We start from the raw sequence: 17,282 nt of genomic DNA, 5'->3' as shown, positions 1-17,282 counted from the left end.
TAGTGATTACCTTGTTCTCGTAATTGGACAATTTCACAACCACACTTGTCTATCAAGCCACGGCAAAACCTGTATGTTGCCGGATTTTTGGATGGCGAAAACCAAGTACGATATCTTCTCTAGATATACCTTCTGCCATTAAATCAGTTGCAACACCTTCTTCTGTATCATCAGATTGAATCCAGACTTTATTATCAATCAAACTAATATGAATGGGAGTTGCATGGAGATATTTATCACCATTCCAACCCATGTCTAGAACTAAATACTGCCCTCGTTCATCATCAAATACAACTTGACAGGTGTAACCATCAGGCAGAGTAGCACGATAGTCTGCATGGTTTTGAAGGACATATTTAATAATGCTCTGGTATTTTAATCTGGTATCCATTGCACAATCGCCTCACTTTCATCATCAAAGACAATTAACTTGACAACCTGATTCTTAAGTAATACCTGTCCTAATTCTATAGTGAATACGCTATTAAATGTTTGTTGAGATATGGCTAGATAAAGGTTTCTCTCAATTCCCATTTCGTTAAGAATTTGCTGATACAAAATATATTGTCCCAGTGCTTGTTCTAAATCTTTTACATCAGACTGTCCGACAAAACTCTTCACTTCAACAACAATTCTTTGAATTCCCTTCTCTGCACTGATAAGGAGTTCTGCACCCAAATCAGCCGACAAACGCTTTTTACCAATTTGCAAGGGAAATGGATCATGGGTAATTGTCCATCCATCCTTTTGCAAAGCTCGTTTTACAGTATCATGATAAATATCTTTTGCTGGCACAAATATTCCATACTTTTGCTCTATATACCTTTTTCCCATCAAGCCAAATGTTTTTCTTTTTCATACCGTTTAGCTTTACGATAATCCTTATCTCCTGTTGGGAAAACTTCTGCATCACTATTGATAGTATTGTACTTCTTATTGATGACTTCAACTTCTTTAACTACTTGCTCTAGATTAATTAACTGATCAGAAAATGCTGCTAAAAGTTGTTCACATTCACGCTGAAGCTCAAGATAGTTATTAGCAATTCTTCGATGTCCTTCAAAAAGCTTTTGAAAGTTAAAAAAGGTTTGTATACCGCCACAGACAGCAGCAATCATAGCCATAAATCCACTCGCCCACTTTGCAAACTCTGGGAGATTGCTGGAAACAGTTACAAATAACACAGAACCTAAAATTACATTAATAACTATTGCCGCCGAACCAAAAATATTATTATAAAAAAGATTTCTCTCAGCAGCATTAAAGTGTTGGTGTTTATTAAGACGGCTATTCTTAGCTACTTGCTCTAAGAAAATGACTGTTTGAGGTATACCATTCAAATTTGTACTCATCGTCAAGCTACTTCACGCTAAAAAAAGGGAGGAAAAGCTATCCAACTACCTAATTATACGTAAATTTTCTGTATAACTACCGAATTCAAAGTAAAATCCAGAATTATTCTGAATATCACTCTTGAAAAATTGGCCTTATCCTCACAGATTTTTAGGTCAAATTCAAAGCTTTCCGCATCCCCAGAGTAAAGACGTTGGTTTTAAGGATTCCGTTCTGCCAGATATTGATACATTTGCCAACGCGCATCAACTTCGGCTTGTGCTTGTTCTAACAACTGCTTGGCAATTTCTGGTTTTCTCTTGGCGAGCATTTTGAAGCGATTTTCTTGATACATGGATAATTCTACAGATTGTGTAGCTGATGTCTGACTATCTCATACTTCTACTCTACATATTTTAAAATTGTAGAGTAAATAACTCCAAGCACATTTCCTATGAGCGTTGTAATCCCTGACGATATTCTCCGCGCCGCAAGAATGACGGAGGATGAATTAAAGTTAGAAATCGCTATTATGCTTTACAAGCAAGAAAAAATTAGTAGCGGTAAAGCTCGTACTTGGACGGGATTGACAGTAATTGAATTCCAACATGAACTTGCCAAGCGTGGACTTTGTATTAATTATGATGTAAAAGATTTTGAAGCGGATATAAAAACTTTGCAGTCGATGAAGCTATTGTGATTATTGTTAGTGATACATCACCTATTACAAATTTGGCAGCGATCGCGCAGTTAGATTTGCTGCAAAAACTTTACAATCAAATTATTATTCCAGCAGCAGTTTACAACGAAATGGTATTTGTTGATAAACTTGTTCCTGGTGCTATGGAAGTGCAAACCTTTGCCTGGATTCAAACTCAGACAGTTAAAGATTTACAACAAGTAATTATAATTCAGGAAAGTCAAGAAAATATTGACTTGGGTGAAGCTGAAGCGATCGCCTTAGCCTTAGAACTTAAAGCTGATTTACTGTTAATGGATGAACGTCGAGGGCGTATAGTAGCAAAAAGTTATGGTTTGCAAGTGACTGGATTATTGGGAGTGCTTGTACAAGCTAAACGGAATAATTTAATTCCAATTGTTAAACCGCTTATTGACCAATTAATGGAACAAGCGGATTTTCGTGTCAGCGAACAGTTGTATACAACTATTCTGCAAATTGCAGGTGAGTAATTTATGTCAAATAAACAGGTTTTTATGATCTAGATATTACGTTGTGCTAAATATTGATACATTTGCCAACGTGCATCAACTTCGGCTTGTGCTTGTTCTAACAACTGCTTGGCAATTTCTGGTTTACTCTTGGTGAGCATTTTAAAGCGATTTTCTTGATACATGGATGCTTCTACAGATGTTGTAGGAGGGCGCATATCTAATTGCAAGGGGTTCTTACCTTGTTCTTTTAATAGGGGATTGTGGCGATATAACAACCACCGCCCTGATTCTATCAAGGCTTTTTGGTGATTCATGCCGGTGGTCATGTTGATGCCGTGGGCGATGCAATGGCTGTAGGCAATAATTAATGATGGGCCGTCGTAAGCTTCGGCTTCTAAGAAGGCTTTGAGGGTGTGGTCGTCTTTTGCACCTAAAGCTACACTGGCTACGTAGACATTACCGTAGTTCATCGCCATTAAGCCTAAGTCTTTTTTCGGTGCAGGCTTACCACTGGCGGCAAATTTCGCTACGGCTGCTTTGGGGGTGGCTTTGGAAGATTGACCGCCAGTATTAGAATATACTTCTGTATCCATCACCAAAATATTGACGTTGCGACCACTGGCTAACACATGGTCAATACCGCCAAAGTCAATATCATAGGCCCAACCATCACCGCCGATAATCCAGACGCTTTTTTTGACGAGGTAATCTGCAATAGATTTTAAATTGCAAGTTTTGGATTTTAAATTAGCATCAATTTCTGAAGTTAAAATGTGATCTAATTTGTCTTTTAATAATGCAACTCTTTCTCGTTGTTCCCAAATATCGGCTTCGTTTTTTTGTTCGGCACTGAGGATGGCATGAACGAGGTTGTCGCCTACTTCACTGCTGATTTGTTGTAATAATTCGGCGGCAAATTCGCCTTGTTTATCTATTGATAAGCGATAACCAAAACCAAATTCGGCGTTATCTTCAAATAAACTATTCGACCAAGCCGGGCCACGTCCATCGGCGTTAGTTGTCCAAGGGGTGGTGGGGAGGTTTCCGCCGTAGATGGAGGAACAGCCGGTGGCGTTGGCAATAACTGAGCGATCGCCAAACAATTGTGTTAATAATTTTAAATAAGGTGTCTCACCACAACCAGCGCAAGCACCAGAAAATTCAAATAAGGGTTCTTGTAATTGTTGTTGACGAATTTGGTTTAATTTTAAATTTCTGCGGTCAGGATTGGGTAAGTTTAAAAAGAAATCCCAGTTTTGCTTTTCTTGTTCTCTTAAAGGTAGTTGCTGCGCCATATTAATGGCTTTTTTCGTTGGTTCAGATTTACTTTTAGCAGGACAAATATCTACACAAATAGCGCAACCTGTACAATCTTCGGGAGCAACTTGAATAGTAAATTTTTGATGATTAAAATCTTTATCTTTGGCATTCACCGACTTAAAGGCGGATGGTGCATCAGCTAATTCACTTTCTTGATATACTTTGCCACGGATGGCGCTGTGCGGACAAACCATCACACATTTACTGCATTGTACGCAGACATCCGGTTCCCAAACGGGGATTTCTTGGGCGACGTTGCGTTTTTCCCATTTGGCTGTGCCTGTGGGGAAGGTTCCGTCTGCTGGTAAGGCGCTGACAGGTAAATCATCGCCTTGCCAAATCATGATTTTACCGAGGACTTCTTGGATAAATTCGGGCGCACTCACAGGTAAGGAATTGGTCGAGAATAATTCCTCATCTAGCCATTTACCTTGTTCTGCGGTGGGGATATTGACTTGATGCAGATTATCTAAGGTCATATCGACCGCTTGCAGGTTCATACGGACAATATCTGCGCCTTTTTTACCATAAGTCTTTTCGATCGCCTTTTTAATTTTGGCGATCGCATCCGCTTGTGGCAATACCCCCGCTAAGGCAAAAAAGCACACCTGCATAATTGTATTGATGCGTCCTCCCATGCCACTTTCACGGGCGACTTGGTTGGCATTGATGACATACAATTTCAGCTGCTTATCTAAAATTTGCTGTCGGACTTTCACGGGGAGATTTTGCCAAACTGTCTCTTTATCAAAAGGACTGTTTAACAAAATTGTCGCCCCAGTTGCCGCCCCTTGCAGTACATCGACCTTTTCTAGAAATACCCAGTGGTGGCAGCCAATAAAGTTGGCTTTGTCTATCAGGTAAGTAGACCGTATCGGTTGCGGCCCGAACCGCAGGTGAGATACGGTCATGGAACCGGATTTTTTCGAGTCGTAGACAAAGTAACCTTGGGCGTAGTTATCGGTTCCCTCACCGATAATTTTGATGGAGTTTTTATTCGCCCCCACCGTCCCATCGGAACCCAACCCGTAGAACATTGCCCGGACAACGCTATCGGGTTCGATGGAAAAGTTGGGGTCGAAGGAAAGGGAAGTGTGGGTAACATCATCGTGAATACCCACAGTGAAATGATTTTTTGGTCTTGGTTGAGACAAGTTATCGAAAACGGCCTTGACCATTGCAGGAGTAAATTCCTTGGAGGAAAGGCCGTAACGCCCACAGATAATCATCGGTGGGACTTGATCTCGACCACTACCACGGGCAGCGACAATTTCTGAGGGAACCTCATCTCTGCCACTACCACGGGCAGCGACAATTTCCGAGGGAACCTTGTCTCTACCACTACCGCGTTCAGCATAGATTTCGTGGATAGCTGCGACCACATCGAGATATAGTGGTTCGCCGGTGCTACCTGCTTCTTTTGTGCGGTCTAAAACCGCGATCGCTTGTACAGTTTCTGGTAACATTTGCACAAACCTTTGGATATCAAAGGGACGGTAGAGGCGTACTTTCACCACGCCGACTTTTTCCCCACGGGCGTTGAGATAATCAACTGTTTCATGGACAGTTTCACAACCAGAACCCATGATGACAATTACCCGTTCCGCATCTTCAGCACCGTGATATTCAAAAATGCGGTAATATCTACCTGTGCGATCGCCAAATTGATCCATGATGTTCTGGACAATCTCTGGACAGGCGTTGTAGTAAGGGTTTGCGCCTTCCCGCGATTGGAAGTAAACATCAGGGTTTTGGGCAGTACCGCGTAACACAGGGCGGTCTGGGGTCAAAGCACGGGCGCGGTGTTCTAAAATTAACTCGTCGGGAATGAGCGATTTGATATCGTCATCCGCCAATAATTTCACCTTCTGCACTTCATGAGAGGTGCGGAACCCATCAAAAAAGTGCATAAACGAAACTCTTGATTTGAGAGTAGCTGCATGGGCGATGAGGGCTAAGTCGTGACTTTCTTGCACTGAAGCGGAACACAACAAGGCAAAGCCAGTCGCCCGCGCCGCCATCACATCACTATGATCGCCGAAAATGGATAAAGCATGAGTAGCCAATGAGCGTGCAGCCACATGAACAACTGTGCTAGTGAGTTCCCCCGCAATTTTGTAGAGGTTAGGAATCATTAACAATAGCCCCTGAGAAGCCGTAAATGTGGTACTCAGAGAACCTGTTTGTAATGCCCCATGAACTGCACCAGCCGCACCACCTTCACTTTGCATCTGCACAACGCTGGGAACCGTACCCCAAAGATTGGGACGACCTTCTGCTGACCAAGCATCCGCCCATTCACCCATCGCGGAAGAGGGAGTAATAGGATAAATAGCAATTACTTCATTTAATTTGTAAGCAACACGGGCAACAGCTTCATTCCCGTCGATGGTTGCAAAGGTTTGACTCATAATTGTAGTCCTAGCCTTTAAACGGCACTATCAGACAGCGTTGTGGTACTAATTAGAAATAGTTAAAGCCTGGAAGTTGGTGGTTGGTGTTAGCTGCATCCAACTGGAAAATCCAATATGTGTAGGTAGGATTATCCCTGGTTAGGATAATATTTGATTGACCACTTGCGGGCTTTGGAGTTGACTCTAAATAGTGATTGTATGCTCTTAGTATCTCATCCGAAATACTTTATTTAATAATATCTATTAACGATGTACTCAAGGGCAGAAACAATCTCTCTTCAAGACTTTTGAATAGATGCTTTTGATTTGTGGGGGTAGAGGTGCGGGAACTGATTTGAGTTTTCAAAACAGCTTTATATGCCTGATTAATCTATTCTAAAATTTTAGCGGCTGATATTTAAAAGCACAAAATTAATTTGAAAAATATGCCAATAGTCATAATTTAAATATGTCTATGGTCATAAATAAATCATGAATTATTTTGGGTTAATATTTTTAGTTTGGGGCTGGGGTGATATTGAAGATGGGCGTGGTGTCAGATGATTGCGTAAAAACAATAAAGGAATACTCAGTAAACCTAAAATCATCACCACTGCGGTGAGTATCCACACAGGTAAACGATTGGGTTGATAATCTCCCCGTTCAATTTGCCAGAAAACCTGATTATATCGCCACGCGGCTAGAGCGATCGCACTTACTCCCACAATTACTAAAGCAACTCCTAAATTCTCCGAGTTAAATAACGGATGTACTGTTGGTTCTTGTTGCGTAATTGCCGTATTTAATTGGCGTAAAAATAGACCAAATCGCGCAATGGCAAAACCAAAACCAATTAAACCGATGGAAGTTCTCAACCAAGCGAGAAAAGTTCGTTCATTGGCTTGATGTTCCCGTTGACGGTCTATTTTATTCATGAGTAAACTAATCTACAACTCCTGATACTCTCCGCGCCTCTGCGACTCTGCGTGAGACAATATCATAAAATGATATGACGTAACTGCGATCGCCCCGACCAACGCCACCAGATTGCCAAAGTTGGTTTCGCAGTAAAATCACGATGGATGGCGTAACGCAACCAACAAAATTTTAAACAAATTCCAGGTTCATAAGTTAACAGCCAAGTTTTTTCATACCTGACTAAATCACCTATCCAAGCAGGTTCTAAGTTTTCATTTTGCGCCACCTTAATCATAAAGTTAGCAAAAGCGATCGCATCATCCCGATGTTTTTTTATTCCCGTGGGTAAATAAGTTTCCGCATATCGCCAAAACAAGGTATTAAAATTTTTGCCCAACACCTTAGCAGTTCTGGGTAACAGTTCCCGTATTTCCCCTAACCGCTTCCACTTGAGAGAATTGGCAAATATATTGACTTCCTGTGATGAAACTTCGGCTAACTTTTGTACTTCATCATCACTCAAACCCAACTCCACACCCACCGCTTGCGGGTTGGCAAAAAAACGCCCTCGAAATTCAGTATTGGTGTAAAGCTGGGCTAAAACTTGCTGGGTTTGTGCTAACCCCATCTTTGATAACTCCTAAGCTGTTAAGTATTTAATTTGTATCTACGATTTCTTGGCGTTCTTGGCGACTTGGCGGTTCGTTTTTTTCTATTCCCCACACCCACCCAAGCAACTTGGTATGAGAATCTTTCGTGCTGTCTGCAATTCTTGGACTATTTCTGTAAACGGAGGTAAATTTTCATCCCGTTCTAAAACTATCCCTTTAACGGGAATGCGGGCGACAACTTCCGCCATTATTTGCCAAACTTCCGCAGGGGTTGACTGGGAATGACTATCAATTAATACACCATCATGCCAATGTCCGCCGACGAAATGCAACTGTACAACACGTTCCCAAGGTAAATCATTGAAAAAATCTTGGACATCATAACCATAATTCACCGCATTAGTATGTAAATTCGTCACATCCAACAGCAACCCACAGTCAGCACGTTCTACGACTTCCGCCAAAAACTGCGCTTCGCTCATCTCTGCACCAGGAAGTTTTACCATATAAGTAATATTTTCCAAAATTAACGGCACATCAACAAAGCGTCGCACTTCGGCAATATTCCGACAGAGTATATCTACCGCCTCTTTGGTGTAAGGTAAGGGTGACAAATGCCCAATATCCACACCGCCAGCTTTAGTAAAACAAATATGTTCACTCCACCAAGGCGGGTTAAGTTGTTGAATTAAGGTTGCAAGTTTGCGTAAATAATTTGTGTCTACACCTTCCGCACTACCCAGCGACAAATTAATGGCGTGGGGAATTATCGGGAAATGTGCAGCCAGTATTTCTAACTCTTGTTGTTTTTGTACTGGTGCATCAAGATAATGTTCCGCGACAATTTCCAAAAAGTCCACTTGTGGACGGTTGAGAAACAAATCACTTTTGAATGGTTCTCGAAAACCCAACCCGACACCCAAACTAGGAAGTTGAGATAACATCATTTTTTAGTCTCCACCACAACCACCACAACCACCACACCCACCGCCGCAAGAACCGCTACAACCGCCACTACAGCCACCGCCACCACAGCCACCAGAACTACTATTTTGCTTGTAGGCGGTATTTATCACAGGTACAAAAATATTTTGAAATCTGTCGTAGCGACTTCCGGCGAGTAATTCAAAACCATAAAGTGCGACAGCCAATTTGTATTCTAATTCCGATGGAATGCCAATTTCTACTTTTTGTTTTAACTGGGCGAAGGTTGCTTCAGGGATATCAGCTTGAATTTTTTGTTTTAATTGCTTGAATGTGGCTTCCAGTTGTTTCAGGTACTCTACCCCTAGTAGACTTCTATGTTGAGTTATCTGACAGGCATTCTGAAGAAAGTAAAACGAGAATATTCCCATCAGCACGAGATAACCCATATTATTGCGACTATGTAACGAAGTTACTACCAACTTAAAGCCGCCCAACCCCACAATGATAGAAGCCCCTATCCAGCTAATTAACTCTGTTCTAGTTTTCAGGCTGTCGGAAGTTAGCAGTTGTTCATTTAGGAGTTGCTGCTGATAAATTGTGCAGTGTGGCTGTAATTGTCTGGCTAATAACCATCCAGATGTTCTTGGTGTTGTGGGTGTAGCAAACCAATCAAATATTTCACGCTGTATTGTTGTTAGCAGAGATACATCAGGATGATTTTCTGCTTGCTGAATCAACTCTTCCGTGATTTGTAAATAACCGCGCTGTGACAAGTCCATCACTGCTACTTTAGCGACTCCGATTTCTTGAGAACGCAGGTAAGCAATTTTGTAAGGATCTGGTTCAAGAGGAATTAACGGTAAAGGTTGATTTTGTGTGGGATCTTGCACTAGCCAACTACTAACTAGCACTGTGACAGTCACGACAGCACCATAAAACAGCAGAAATTCAGAGTCATTTGTGTCTGGTATGATTTTAGCGATCGCCACCACTGAACCTATCGCCACTGAAATAATCAGTAACTTGAGTATTACCGATTTTGTAATTGTGCTTGGTACAGCTTTATCTAACATTCTTTCCGTCTCAATTTTTCAGACAGCCTGTTGTATGACATTCTCTCTAACCGCCACAACCGCCACCACAACCGCCGCAACCACCACCACCACAAGAACTCCCGCTACTGCATGAACTACTACTACAAGAACTACCGCCAGAACCACTACTACAGGAACTACTAGAAGACGAACTACTGCGGCTACTTGTTGTAGAATAAGCTGGCGGCAAGAACGCTTTATAGTAAGCATCGTAGGCAGTTCCAGCCAAAGACTCAACACCAAATAGTGCTAATACCAGTAAGTTGTTGTTGACGATAGAAGTTTCGCGCAGTTGGTTGAAGGTGGTTTGGAGTTGTTGCAGATACATGTTTCCGAGATGACTTAGGGGCGGATGGGGCTGACTCACAAACCACAGCAGATAGATAATCGATAATACCCCCATGAGTATCAAAAAACCCACGTTGTAGCGTCCCTTATGCAAGGCTATCAGCAGCTTATAACAACCGAAGCTGAAAATCAGCATTGCCCCCACTAAGCCAAATTGAACGTTACGTATTTGCCATTTACCTGCATACAGTAATTTCTCATCATCCAACTGTTCTTGATAAGCAATGCAGAATGGTTGTACACACTCGGTAGCTAACCACAAAGATGTTTTAGCCGTAGCAGGTTCAGAAATTTTCTCAAAAACTTGCCGTTCGACTGGTTGTAAATTTGATATGTCAGGATGATCTGATGTTTTACTGATAGTCTGTCCACTAACTTGCAAATAACCCTGCTGAATCAAGTTGAATAAGACTAAATGAGCAATTCCGGTTGCTTGAGAACGCAAGTAAGCGATTTTGTAAGGATCTGGTTCAGCCGGAATTAGCGGTAAAGGCTGATTTTTTGTCGGATCTTGGACTAATCGTCCACACAATAACAAAGTTGCGGCAATAACAATACCATACAATAGCAGAAAGTTCGGCCCATACATATCTGCAACGAAATTGTGCAGTAATGTATCCATTACTTTTACTCCTTGTTAGGAACAATTAATTGTCAAAATTTTGGTAGCGGTTGTTTAATTCATCTCGCTTTTTCAACTCTACTCAGTAGTATATCACACTCAGTTTTAGCCACCACCACAACCACCACAACCACCGCATCCACCACCACCACCACCGCCACCACCGCCACCACAACCACCACCACCGTCACTTCCTCCCGTATCATGGCTAGTGAATAATGGCGCGAAAATTTTTGCAAAATCCGTGTAGGAAGTTCCATGTAAGATTCCTACACCAAAAATGGCTACAGGCAACAACATATTCAAATCTGTGTCATTTCTGTCATCGGATATGGTGCGAATGATTTTGTTTTTAAGTTGTATAAAACTTTGCTGAAGTTGTTTTATATACCTTTCTCCCAGTTGAGTTCGTCTGGATGGACAAGAGAGCAGTATAAAAATAATCCAATAAATTAGACCGATAATAATGAGAAAGAAAACATTGTTATATCCTTTAAGCAATGCTATTGAAAGCTTATAACCACCCAATCCCAAAATAATACAACTTCCCAAAACACTGATTTTCTTTGCTAAGTCTCTGGCGGTTTTGGGTAGTAAGAGTTGCTCATTTAGTAGCGATTCTTCGTAAGTTTCACACCAGTATTTGTGGATAATTGTGTTTGAAATTGTGTAACTGAGTGTTTGACTAGCTAATTTTGGAAACACAAAATAGTCAAATACTTGGCGCTCTATGAGCGATAAATTATCTGGATAAGAATATGTAGTTGATTGCTCTATGGTATCTTGATTAATTTGCAAATAACCATCCTGAAGCAGATTCAATATTACCAAACTTATCACCTCACTTTCTCCACCACGTAAATATGCAATTTTATAAGGATCAGGATTGGTAGGAATCGATGGTAAAGGTAATTGTGCCGTTGCGTCAAACTTTAAATTATAGTAACTTGCCAATAAAGTTACACTAATAATGCCAGCATAAAACACCAAAAAGTGCGGCCCATACATATTTGCAATTGGGTTATTCAAGGGGCTACGAATAGTCACTATCAGCAACATACTTATAATTGTAAGTAATAATTTATCCATAAGTTAAGATTCAACTCTTTTTGCTGTAAGGATTGATTGAGAAAATTATACAATTCCATATACTATTGCTACGGAAAATTAGAGAAATTTAATTTCTACTCCCCACTTTTAATTCTCAATTTTGTCCCACATCTTTTACAAAAAGCTGCATCTAAATCATGAAAAGCTAACCCACAGCCGGAACACACCGTTTCTACCTGATTAGCATTTTTTACCAACCGCTTAATTAAATCTCCCACTTGCCAAGGAATTAAGGTGACACCTGTTAAAATCATCAAGACCGTCAACAATCTTCCTGCTTCGGAAATTGGTGTGACATCCCCAAACCCGACAGTCGTCATCGTGACAACAGAAAAATAAAACGCATCCAAAAATGTAGTGTAAACTTGCGGGTTGACTGGATGTTCAACTTGATAAATTAACCCCGAATAAATAAAAATAATCGCAAATAATGTAAACAATATCCGCACGAAGATTAAACTATCTTCGCTGCTGACACTAGCAAACAAAAATTTCTGATCAATAAACCTAATTAATCTTAAAATCCGAAACCATCTCAACAGGCGAATAAAGCTGATATCTACTGCGCCTAAGAAAAATGGCAATATCGCCATTAAATCTAAAATTGCATAAAAACTAAAAATATACTTTAGCTTGTTTTCAGCACTCCAGAGGCGAATAATATACTCTACTGCAAAAATTACTAGAATAGCAGTATCAATAAAATCAAGCTGTAATCTAACATTATAAGGAATATTATAAGTTTGGGCAACAAAAATTCCTGACGAAATTAGCACTAAAGCTGCAATTGTCAGATTAATCAATTTTCCAGTAGGTGTTTCCAAGTCTGTTAAGTAAAATTCTGTTTTTTCTCTACTTATTAACATATTTTTTCGACCTTTAAAACTTTCACTGAAATTTAATCTCTGTGGAATATGATTGAGCTTGATTTTTAACTAGTAATAACAATAATGAACCAAGAATATTTTATGCGTTTCGCACTGGAAGCTGCCAAAAAAGGTGATTGGCCTTATGGTGCTGTGATTGTCAAGGATGACGAAGTGGTTGAGGTAGCATATAATACTGTGCAACGAAATAATGATCCATCTGCCCATGCAGAAATGAATGTTATTCGCAGTTTAACAAATAAACTAAAAAACCCTTCTTTAGAGGGTTACAGCATATATACGACTTGTGAACCTTGTCCTATGTGTGCAACAGTTTGCATTTGGGCTGGTATATCAGAAATTATTTATGGGGGTTCTATCCAAGATTTAATCTCTATGAATCAGTCACAAATTCATGTTTTTTGTGATGAGATCATCGCCAAGTCTTTTAGAAATATCAAAGTGACAAAAGGTGTGTTAAAAGATGAATGTTTGGCTTTGTTTAGGGAAAGTTAGATATTTGAAGACTGTTGGGTATTAAATTTAAACAATAATTGGTTTGGCTGGCTTAACTGGATTAATCAGACTCATTTAAATAAGCTAAAAATGTATTTGCAATAATAGCAGCCTGAGTGCGATCGCGCAAACTCAACCGATTCAAAATATTGGTGACGTGATTTTTCACCGTCCCTTCGGAAATATATAATTCCTGGGCAATTTCGCGGTTACTCGCACCTGTGGCAATTAACTTTAAAACTTCTTTTTCTCTGGGTGTGAGTTCAGTTAAACTCGGCGGTACAGGTTCTGACTGTGTTGGGATACCATGCGGAAACTGATTTAAGAGTTTCTGCACAATTCCTGGCCCCAATTGAGTATAACCTTTGTGAACAGCGCGAATTGCCACAGCTAATTCTTCTGAGGGTGTATCTTTGAGTAAATAACCCATCGCTCCATATTGTAATGCCGCCGCAACATATTCATCATTGTCAAAAGTTGTCAGCACTAAAATTTTGATGTTCTCATAATGTTGATGAATTTCTTTGGTAGCTGCTACACCATCCATAATGGGCATTCTAATATCCATTAATACCACATCTGGTTGTAATTTTGCTGCTAATTCTACAGCTATTTTACCATTTTCAGCTTCGCCAACAATTTCTAAATCTGCTTCCAATTTTAATAATTCTTTTAGCCCTTGGCGGATTAAGTTTTGGTCATCTACTAATAAGACTTTAATCATGGCATTAAACTCAATAAAGGAATATCAACGGTAATTTGACAGCCAAAATTAGGACTAGTATGAATATTAAATTCTCCTCCCAATGCTAAAGTGCGATCACGCATACTTTGTAAGCCAAAACCAGTGGTATTTTCCTGAATATCAAAACCTCTACCATTATCTTGCACCATCAACCGTAAACTCTGTTTATTACTAGTGAGGGCGATGATGACTTCTGTTGCTTGTGCATGTTTAGAAATATTAGTCAATGATTCTTGAATAATCCGATACAAGGCAATATTAATATCTGTTGGTGGAGGATAATCTAAATTAATAAAACAACGTGGACTAATATTATTAGCTCGATAAAAATCTTCTAAAAGTACAGATATTGCCTGTTCTAAAGTTTTTTCTTGCAAGGGATTAGCCCGCATCGTCGAAACGGACTGACGCACATCTTTTAAAGCTTTAGAACCTAATTCTTTAGCTCTAGCTAAAAATGTTTGGGCTTTTTCTGGGTTAGCATTCCATAATTTTAAAGCCGTTTCTAATTGTAAATTTAAAGCCGTTAAAGAATGTCCTAAAGAATCATGAATTTCCCGCGCGATGCGGGTGCGTTCTTCTAAAGTGGCTTGATTTTCAATTCGTAAAGCATATTGGCGGAGTTTATCATTAGCGATCGCTAGTTTTTCTCGACTCTGCCGTTCGGCTAAAACTGTATTCATTAATAATAAAACGAAAACCAAACTTAACCCAAATAATAATGCTGTATTGAAGGTAATAAACCGAAATCGCTCTTGGGCTTGTGGCGGTATAGCCTTGGGTAAGCGAGAATTTAAAGTAATTAAAAATAAGCTAAAAGATAAACCAGTAACAACTAAACGCCCTGGTAATTGAAAAATTAAACAACTACGGGTGACTAAAATTAAATATATAAATGGAAATAACCGCGCCACTCGCCCACCAAACATCCCCGTAATAAATAGTAATAAAATCTCAATCGCCGTATAAATTATCTTATTGATTGGTTTACCTGTAGGGATTCTTAAACCCATCACCCCAAAGATAATTAAACAACCAATCGTCAGTTCAGGAAATTGATTCGCAAATCGCGGTGAATGGTCAGGAAAAGTAGATGATGAAATAGCAAGAGTCAGCAATATCCATTCTAAATATAGTAAAAACCGAAAGGGATGATTGTGAATTTGAATAGGTTCGTTCATAGCAATATGAGCGTTAGAGCTTTAGTAGAAAAGGGCGAGATTATACCTAATCCCGCCTTTTGTTGTCACTTGAAATTACTAGTTATTGTTACTCAAATAGCAGAAAAATAAAGCATGACTAAAGTCATGGGTGTAACCATGACTTTCGCCTCATGTAATGAATAAGAGTAAATTCCTATGATGATGACATCCTCAAACGGAACAGAAAACAAGGTACAAAATGAAACTTAAGTCATTATCATTCATTGCTGGTGCGATCGCTCTAACTCTGACAACAACCTCCTTAGCTGTCAAAGCTCAAGCCTTCTCCCATTCTCCTCTGTTAGTAGCCCAAGCAGAAGGACAAGGGCGCTGGCAAGGTAAAAAAGGCCCTTGGGCAGAATTAGGTTTAAATGACGCACAAAAGAGCCAAATTGAGCAAATTCAACGCAACACCCGCACTCAAGTTGAAAACGTTTTCACTCCAGAACAAAAGGCAAAAATCAAAGCCGCAATGGAAGCACGCCGCGCCGAAAGACAAGCAAACCAAGGTCAACCAGGACAGCGTGCTGGACGCAGAGGTGGTAAGGATTTTGCTGATTTGAATTTAACCGAAGCGCAAAAAACCCAAATCCGGCAAATACGTGAATCTTCCAAACAACAAATTGAAGCAGTGTTAACTCCCGAACAAAGAACAAAACTTCAGCAATTACGCCAAGAAGGTAAAGAACGCCGTCAACAACGCCGTCAACCCAATAGCTAATTCTGGCAAATCAGCCTTGAAATTGAGAGCCACAACAATAACTACTTACAAGGTTATTTTATGAACCGCTTTACCTATGCTGCTATATGTGCTGTTGCTGTTTTCTTACCTACAGTAGCATCTGCTGGCGAAATCTATGCACGGGAAGTTAATCAGCAGCAGCGCATCTATCACGGTGTTAAAAATGGCTCAATCAATAGAGCAGAATTACGGCAATTAGAACGGCGAGAAGCATCCCTAGAAGCTGCCAGAAGACGGGATATTCGTAGTGACGGACACCTAACTCCTCAAGAAAGAAGACAACTCAACCGCCGTCAAAATCGTCTCTCTCGTACCATCTACCGCGATAAGCACGACTAGTTATTTAGCCAGGGTGGGCATTATTTCCCCACCCCCATTAATACTTTCATCTCAGAATTATGCAAACTGATCTTGCTTCCTCCAAATCAACTCCTCCCATCCAACAATTTTTAGACAAACTCGATCGCATTACCGAAGCACGCGGTAAAAATGTGCCACAAATTGTTTATGTAGAAAAATTGCGATCGCTACCTGTTGGTAGTTTTGGTCAAGCTTGGGTTGATTTTCTTGATGCACACAACCTCAAACCTTTCACTACAGGTATGCGCCGCAAACAACTTCATGATGGCGTTCACGTCCTCACTGGTTACGGTGCAGACCCCATAGGCGAAGCAGAAGTACAAGCATTTTTATTAGGCGCAAAATTCGGCTTATTTAATGTTCTATTAGGCTTAGGGCTATTAAGAGTTATTTATAAAAATCTCGATTCTCGTCAAGCATTTGCTTGGCAAAGATTATGGCAAGCATATCAGCGCGGTCGTCACTCCAACTTTGACCCCGATACTTGGCAACCGGAATTAGTTTGGCACTTACCCCTGACTGAAGTACAAGCAATATTTTCTGTTAGCAAATAAACTTTTAACTTTTGATTTTTGACTTTTTACTTACTTAAGCTTCCTTGCAGAAGATGGCGAGAGGGGAGAAGTTCCATCTCCTTTCGCATTCCCTAATTTCCTTCCCAACTAATAACAAAATTGGCAACCCCTTTAGGATAAAGTTAGGAGTTAATTCAAACTTCTAGCTTTTTTTATATGACCAAAGAATTCGCTGTTGGTAGCAAAGTCAAAGTCGTGGCGCTACCACCCTACGTCAAAACCGCCGACCCGATGCCAATGTTACGTCCCCCAGACGTGATAACTCTTGGTGAAGAAGGTATAGTCCTTGACCGCCGTCCTGGAGGTTATTGGGGTATCCGCTTTAATAGAGGTGCTTTTCTTCTTGATAGCCAATACATCGAAAGCACCGATACCCCTGGTGAATCCGAATCAAGTGATAATAGTGACCAAGAATTGTAAACTTATGT

The 17,282-nt window shown here is 40.3% G+C and carries 21 protein-coding genes; 7 read left to right on the top strand and 14 right to left on the bottom strand.

Annotated elements, in window-relative coordinates; all coding sequences use genetic code 11:
* Window positions 1-52 precede the first annotated feature (52 nt).
* From H6G79_RS05020 to H6G79_RS37245, 4 genes are all read right to left on the bottom strand, one after another.
* Window positions 53-391 carry a XisI protein gene (locus tag H6G79_RS05020; protein ID WP_190589957.1) on the bottom strand — a complete coding sequence of 113 codons (339 nt, stop codon included), beginning with the start codon at window positions 389-391 and terminating at the stop codon, window positions 53-55.
* The gene (locus tag H6G79_RS05015; protein WP_190589958.1) at window positions 376-795 is read right to left on the bottom strand and encodes a XisH family protein; all 420 of its coding nucleotides are present in this window, start codon (window positions 793-795) and stop codon (window positions 376-378) included. Before H6G79_RS05015 ends, H6G79_RS05020 begins: the two co-directional genes overlap by 16 nt.
* A gap of 38 nt (window positions 796-833) precedes the next feature.
* Complete coding sequence (locus tag H6G79_RS05010; RefSeq protein ID WP_190589959.1) at window positions 834-1,352, bottom strand: DUF4231 domain-containing protein; 519 nt, start codon at window positions 1,350-1,352, stop codon at window positions 834-836.
* A gap of 200 nt (window positions 1,353-1,552) precedes the next feature.
* Window positions 1,553-1,687, bottom strand: coding sequence for a hypothetical protein (locus tag H6G79_RS37245; RefSeq protein WP_277877211.1), 135 nt, complete (start codon window positions 1,685-1,687; stop codon window positions 1,553-1,555).
* Window positions 1,688-1,786: 99 nt separating this feature from the next.
* Here H6G79_RS37245 and H6G79_RS05005 point away from each other — a divergent pair, with 99 nt between their 5' ends.
* Window positions 1,787-2,032 (top strand): UPF0175 family protein, encoded by a 246-nt coding sequence (locus H6G79_RS05005; RefSeq protein WP_190589960.1) that lies wholly within the window; start codon window positions 1,787-1,789, stop codon window positions 2,030-2,032.
* Window positions 2,029-2,523 carry a DUF3368 domain-containing protein gene (locus H6G79_RS05000; RefSeq protein WP_190589961.1) on the top strand — a complete coding sequence of 165 codons (495 nt, stop codon included), beginning with the start codon at window positions 2,029-2,031 and terminating at the stop codon, window positions 2,521-2,523. Before H6G79_RS05005 ends, H6G79_RS05000 begins: the two co-directional genes overlap by 4 nt.
* Window positions 2,524-2,552: 29 nt before the next feature.
* On the opposite strand, the gene nifJ is transcribed toward H6G79_RS05000, so the two are convergent.
* The 8 genes from nifJ to H6G79_RS04960 all read right to left on the bottom strand — a co-directional run bounded on the left by nifJ (window position 2,553) and on the right by H6G79_RS04960 (window position 12,714).
* On the bottom strand, window positions 2,553-6,236 hold the full coding sequence (nifJ, locus tag H6G79_RS04995) for a pyruvate:ferredoxin (flavodoxin) oxidoreductase (protein WP_190589962.1): 3,684 nt from the start codon (window positions 6,234-6,236) through the stop codon (window positions 2,553-2,555).
* A gap of 479 nt (window positions 6,237-6,715) precedes the next feature.
* Window positions 6,716-7,153: a YidH family protein gene (locus tag H6G79_RS04990; RefSeq protein WP_190589963.1), complete on the bottom strand. Its 438-nt coding sequence runs from the start codon at window positions 7,151-7,153 to the stop codon at window positions 6,716-6,718.
* Window positions 7,154-7,215: 62 nt separating this feature from the next.
* Window positions 7,216-7,764, bottom strand: coding sequence for a hypothetical protein (locus H6G79_RS04985; protein WP_190589964.1), 549 nt, complete (start codon window positions 7,762-7,764; stop codon window positions 7,216-7,218).
* 84 nt (window positions 7,765-7,848) lie between these two features.
* Window positions 7,849-8,694, bottom strand: coding sequence for a DUF692 domain-containing protein (locus tag H6G79_RS04980; protein WP_242048201.1), 846 nt, complete (start codon window positions 8,692-8,694; stop codon window positions 7,849-7,851).
* A gap of 3 nt (window positions 8,695-8,697) precedes the next feature.
* Entirely contained in the window at window positions 8,698-9,747 is a 1,050-nt protein-coding gene (locus tag H6G79_RS04975; protein ID WP_190589965.1) for a TIGR04222 domain-containing membrane protein, read from the bottom strand.
* Window positions 9,748-9,793: 46 nt separating this feature from the next.
* Window positions 9,794-10,738, bottom strand: coding sequence for a TIGR04222 domain-containing membrane protein (locus H6G79_RS04970; RefSeq protein WP_190589966.1), 945 nt, complete (start codon window positions 10,736-10,738; stop codon window positions 9,794-9,796).
* 105 nt (window positions 10,739-10,843) lie between these two features.
* A complete protein-coding gene (locus tag H6G79_RS04965) occupies window positions 10,844-11,827 on the bottom strand; it encodes a TIGR04222 domain-containing membrane protein (RefSeq protein ID WP_190589967.1) in 984 nt (327 codons plus the stop codon).
* A gap of 95 nt (window positions 11,828-11,922) precedes the next feature.
* Entirely contained in the window at window positions 11,923-12,714 is a 792-nt protein-coding gene (locus H6G79_RS04960; RefSeq protein ID WP_190589968.1) for an ion transporter, read from the bottom strand.
* 84 nt (window positions 12,715-12,798) lie between these two features.
* Between H6G79_RS04960 and H6G79_RS04955 the strand changes: the two genes are divergently transcribed.
* Complete coding sequence (locus H6G79_RS04955) at window positions 12,799-13,230, top strand: nucleoside deaminase (protein ID WP_190589969.1); 432 nt, start codon at window positions 12,799-12,801, stop codon at window positions 13,228-13,230.
* Window positions 13,231-13,291: 61 nt separating this feature from the next.
* Here the strand turns inward: H6G79_RS04955 and H6G79_RS04950 are convergent, their stop codons facing one another.
* Window positions 13,292-13,954, bottom strand: coding sequence for a response regulator transcription factor (locus H6G79_RS04950; RefSeq protein ID WP_190589970.1), 663 nt, complete (start codon window positions 13,952-13,954; stop codon window positions 13,292-13,294).
* On the bottom strand, window positions 13,951-15,156 hold the full coding sequence (locus H6G79_RS04945; protein ID WP_190589971.1) for a sensor histidine kinase: 1,206 nt from the start codon (window positions 15,154-15,156) through the stop codon (window positions 13,951-13,953). The genes H6G79_RS04950 and H6G79_RS04945 overlap by 4 nt, the downstream gene beginning before the upstream one ends.
* A gap of 220 nt (window positions 15,157-15,376) precedes the next feature.
* Here H6G79_RS04945 and H6G79_RS04940 point away from each other — a divergent pair, with 220 nt between their 5' ends.
* The 4 genes from H6G79_RS04940 (at window position 15,377) to sipA (ending at window position 17,274) form a co-directional block, all read left to right on the top strand.
* Entirely contained in the window at window positions 15,377-15,898 is a 522-nt protein-coding gene (locus H6G79_RS04940) for a Spy/CpxP family protein refolding chaperone (RefSeq protein ID WP_190589972.1), read from the top strand.
* 60 nt (window positions 15,899-15,958) lie between these two features.
* A complete protein-coding gene (locus H6G79_RS04935; protein ID WP_190589973.1) occupies window positions 15,959-16,258 on the top strand; it encodes a hypothetical protein in 300 nt (99 codons plus the stop codon).
* A 59-nt stretch (window positions 16,259-16,317) separates the two neighbouring features.
* Complete coding sequence (locus tag H6G79_RS04930) at window positions 16,318-16,833, top strand: Coq4 family protein (RefSeq protein WP_190589974.1); 516 nt, start codon at window positions 16,318-16,320, stop codon at window positions 16,831-16,833.
* 177 nt (window positions 16,834-17,010) lie between these two features.
* Window positions 17,011-17,274, top strand: a complete 264-nt coding sequence (gene sipA / locus H6G79_RS04925) for a regulatory protein SipA (RefSeq protein ID WP_190589975.1) — start codon at window positions 17,011-17,013, stop codon at window positions 17,272-17,274.
* Window positions 17,275-17,282 lie beyond the last annotated feature (8 nt).

It is taken from the genome of Anabaena sp. FACHB-83, assembly GCF_014697485.1.
Taxonomy (GTDB): Bacteria; Cyanobacteriota; Cyanobacteriia; order Cyanobacteriales; family Nostocaceae; genus Nostoc_B.
Note: the sequence above shows the minus strand (reverse complement) of the source record. Positions and strands in the feature narration are given on the sequence as shown.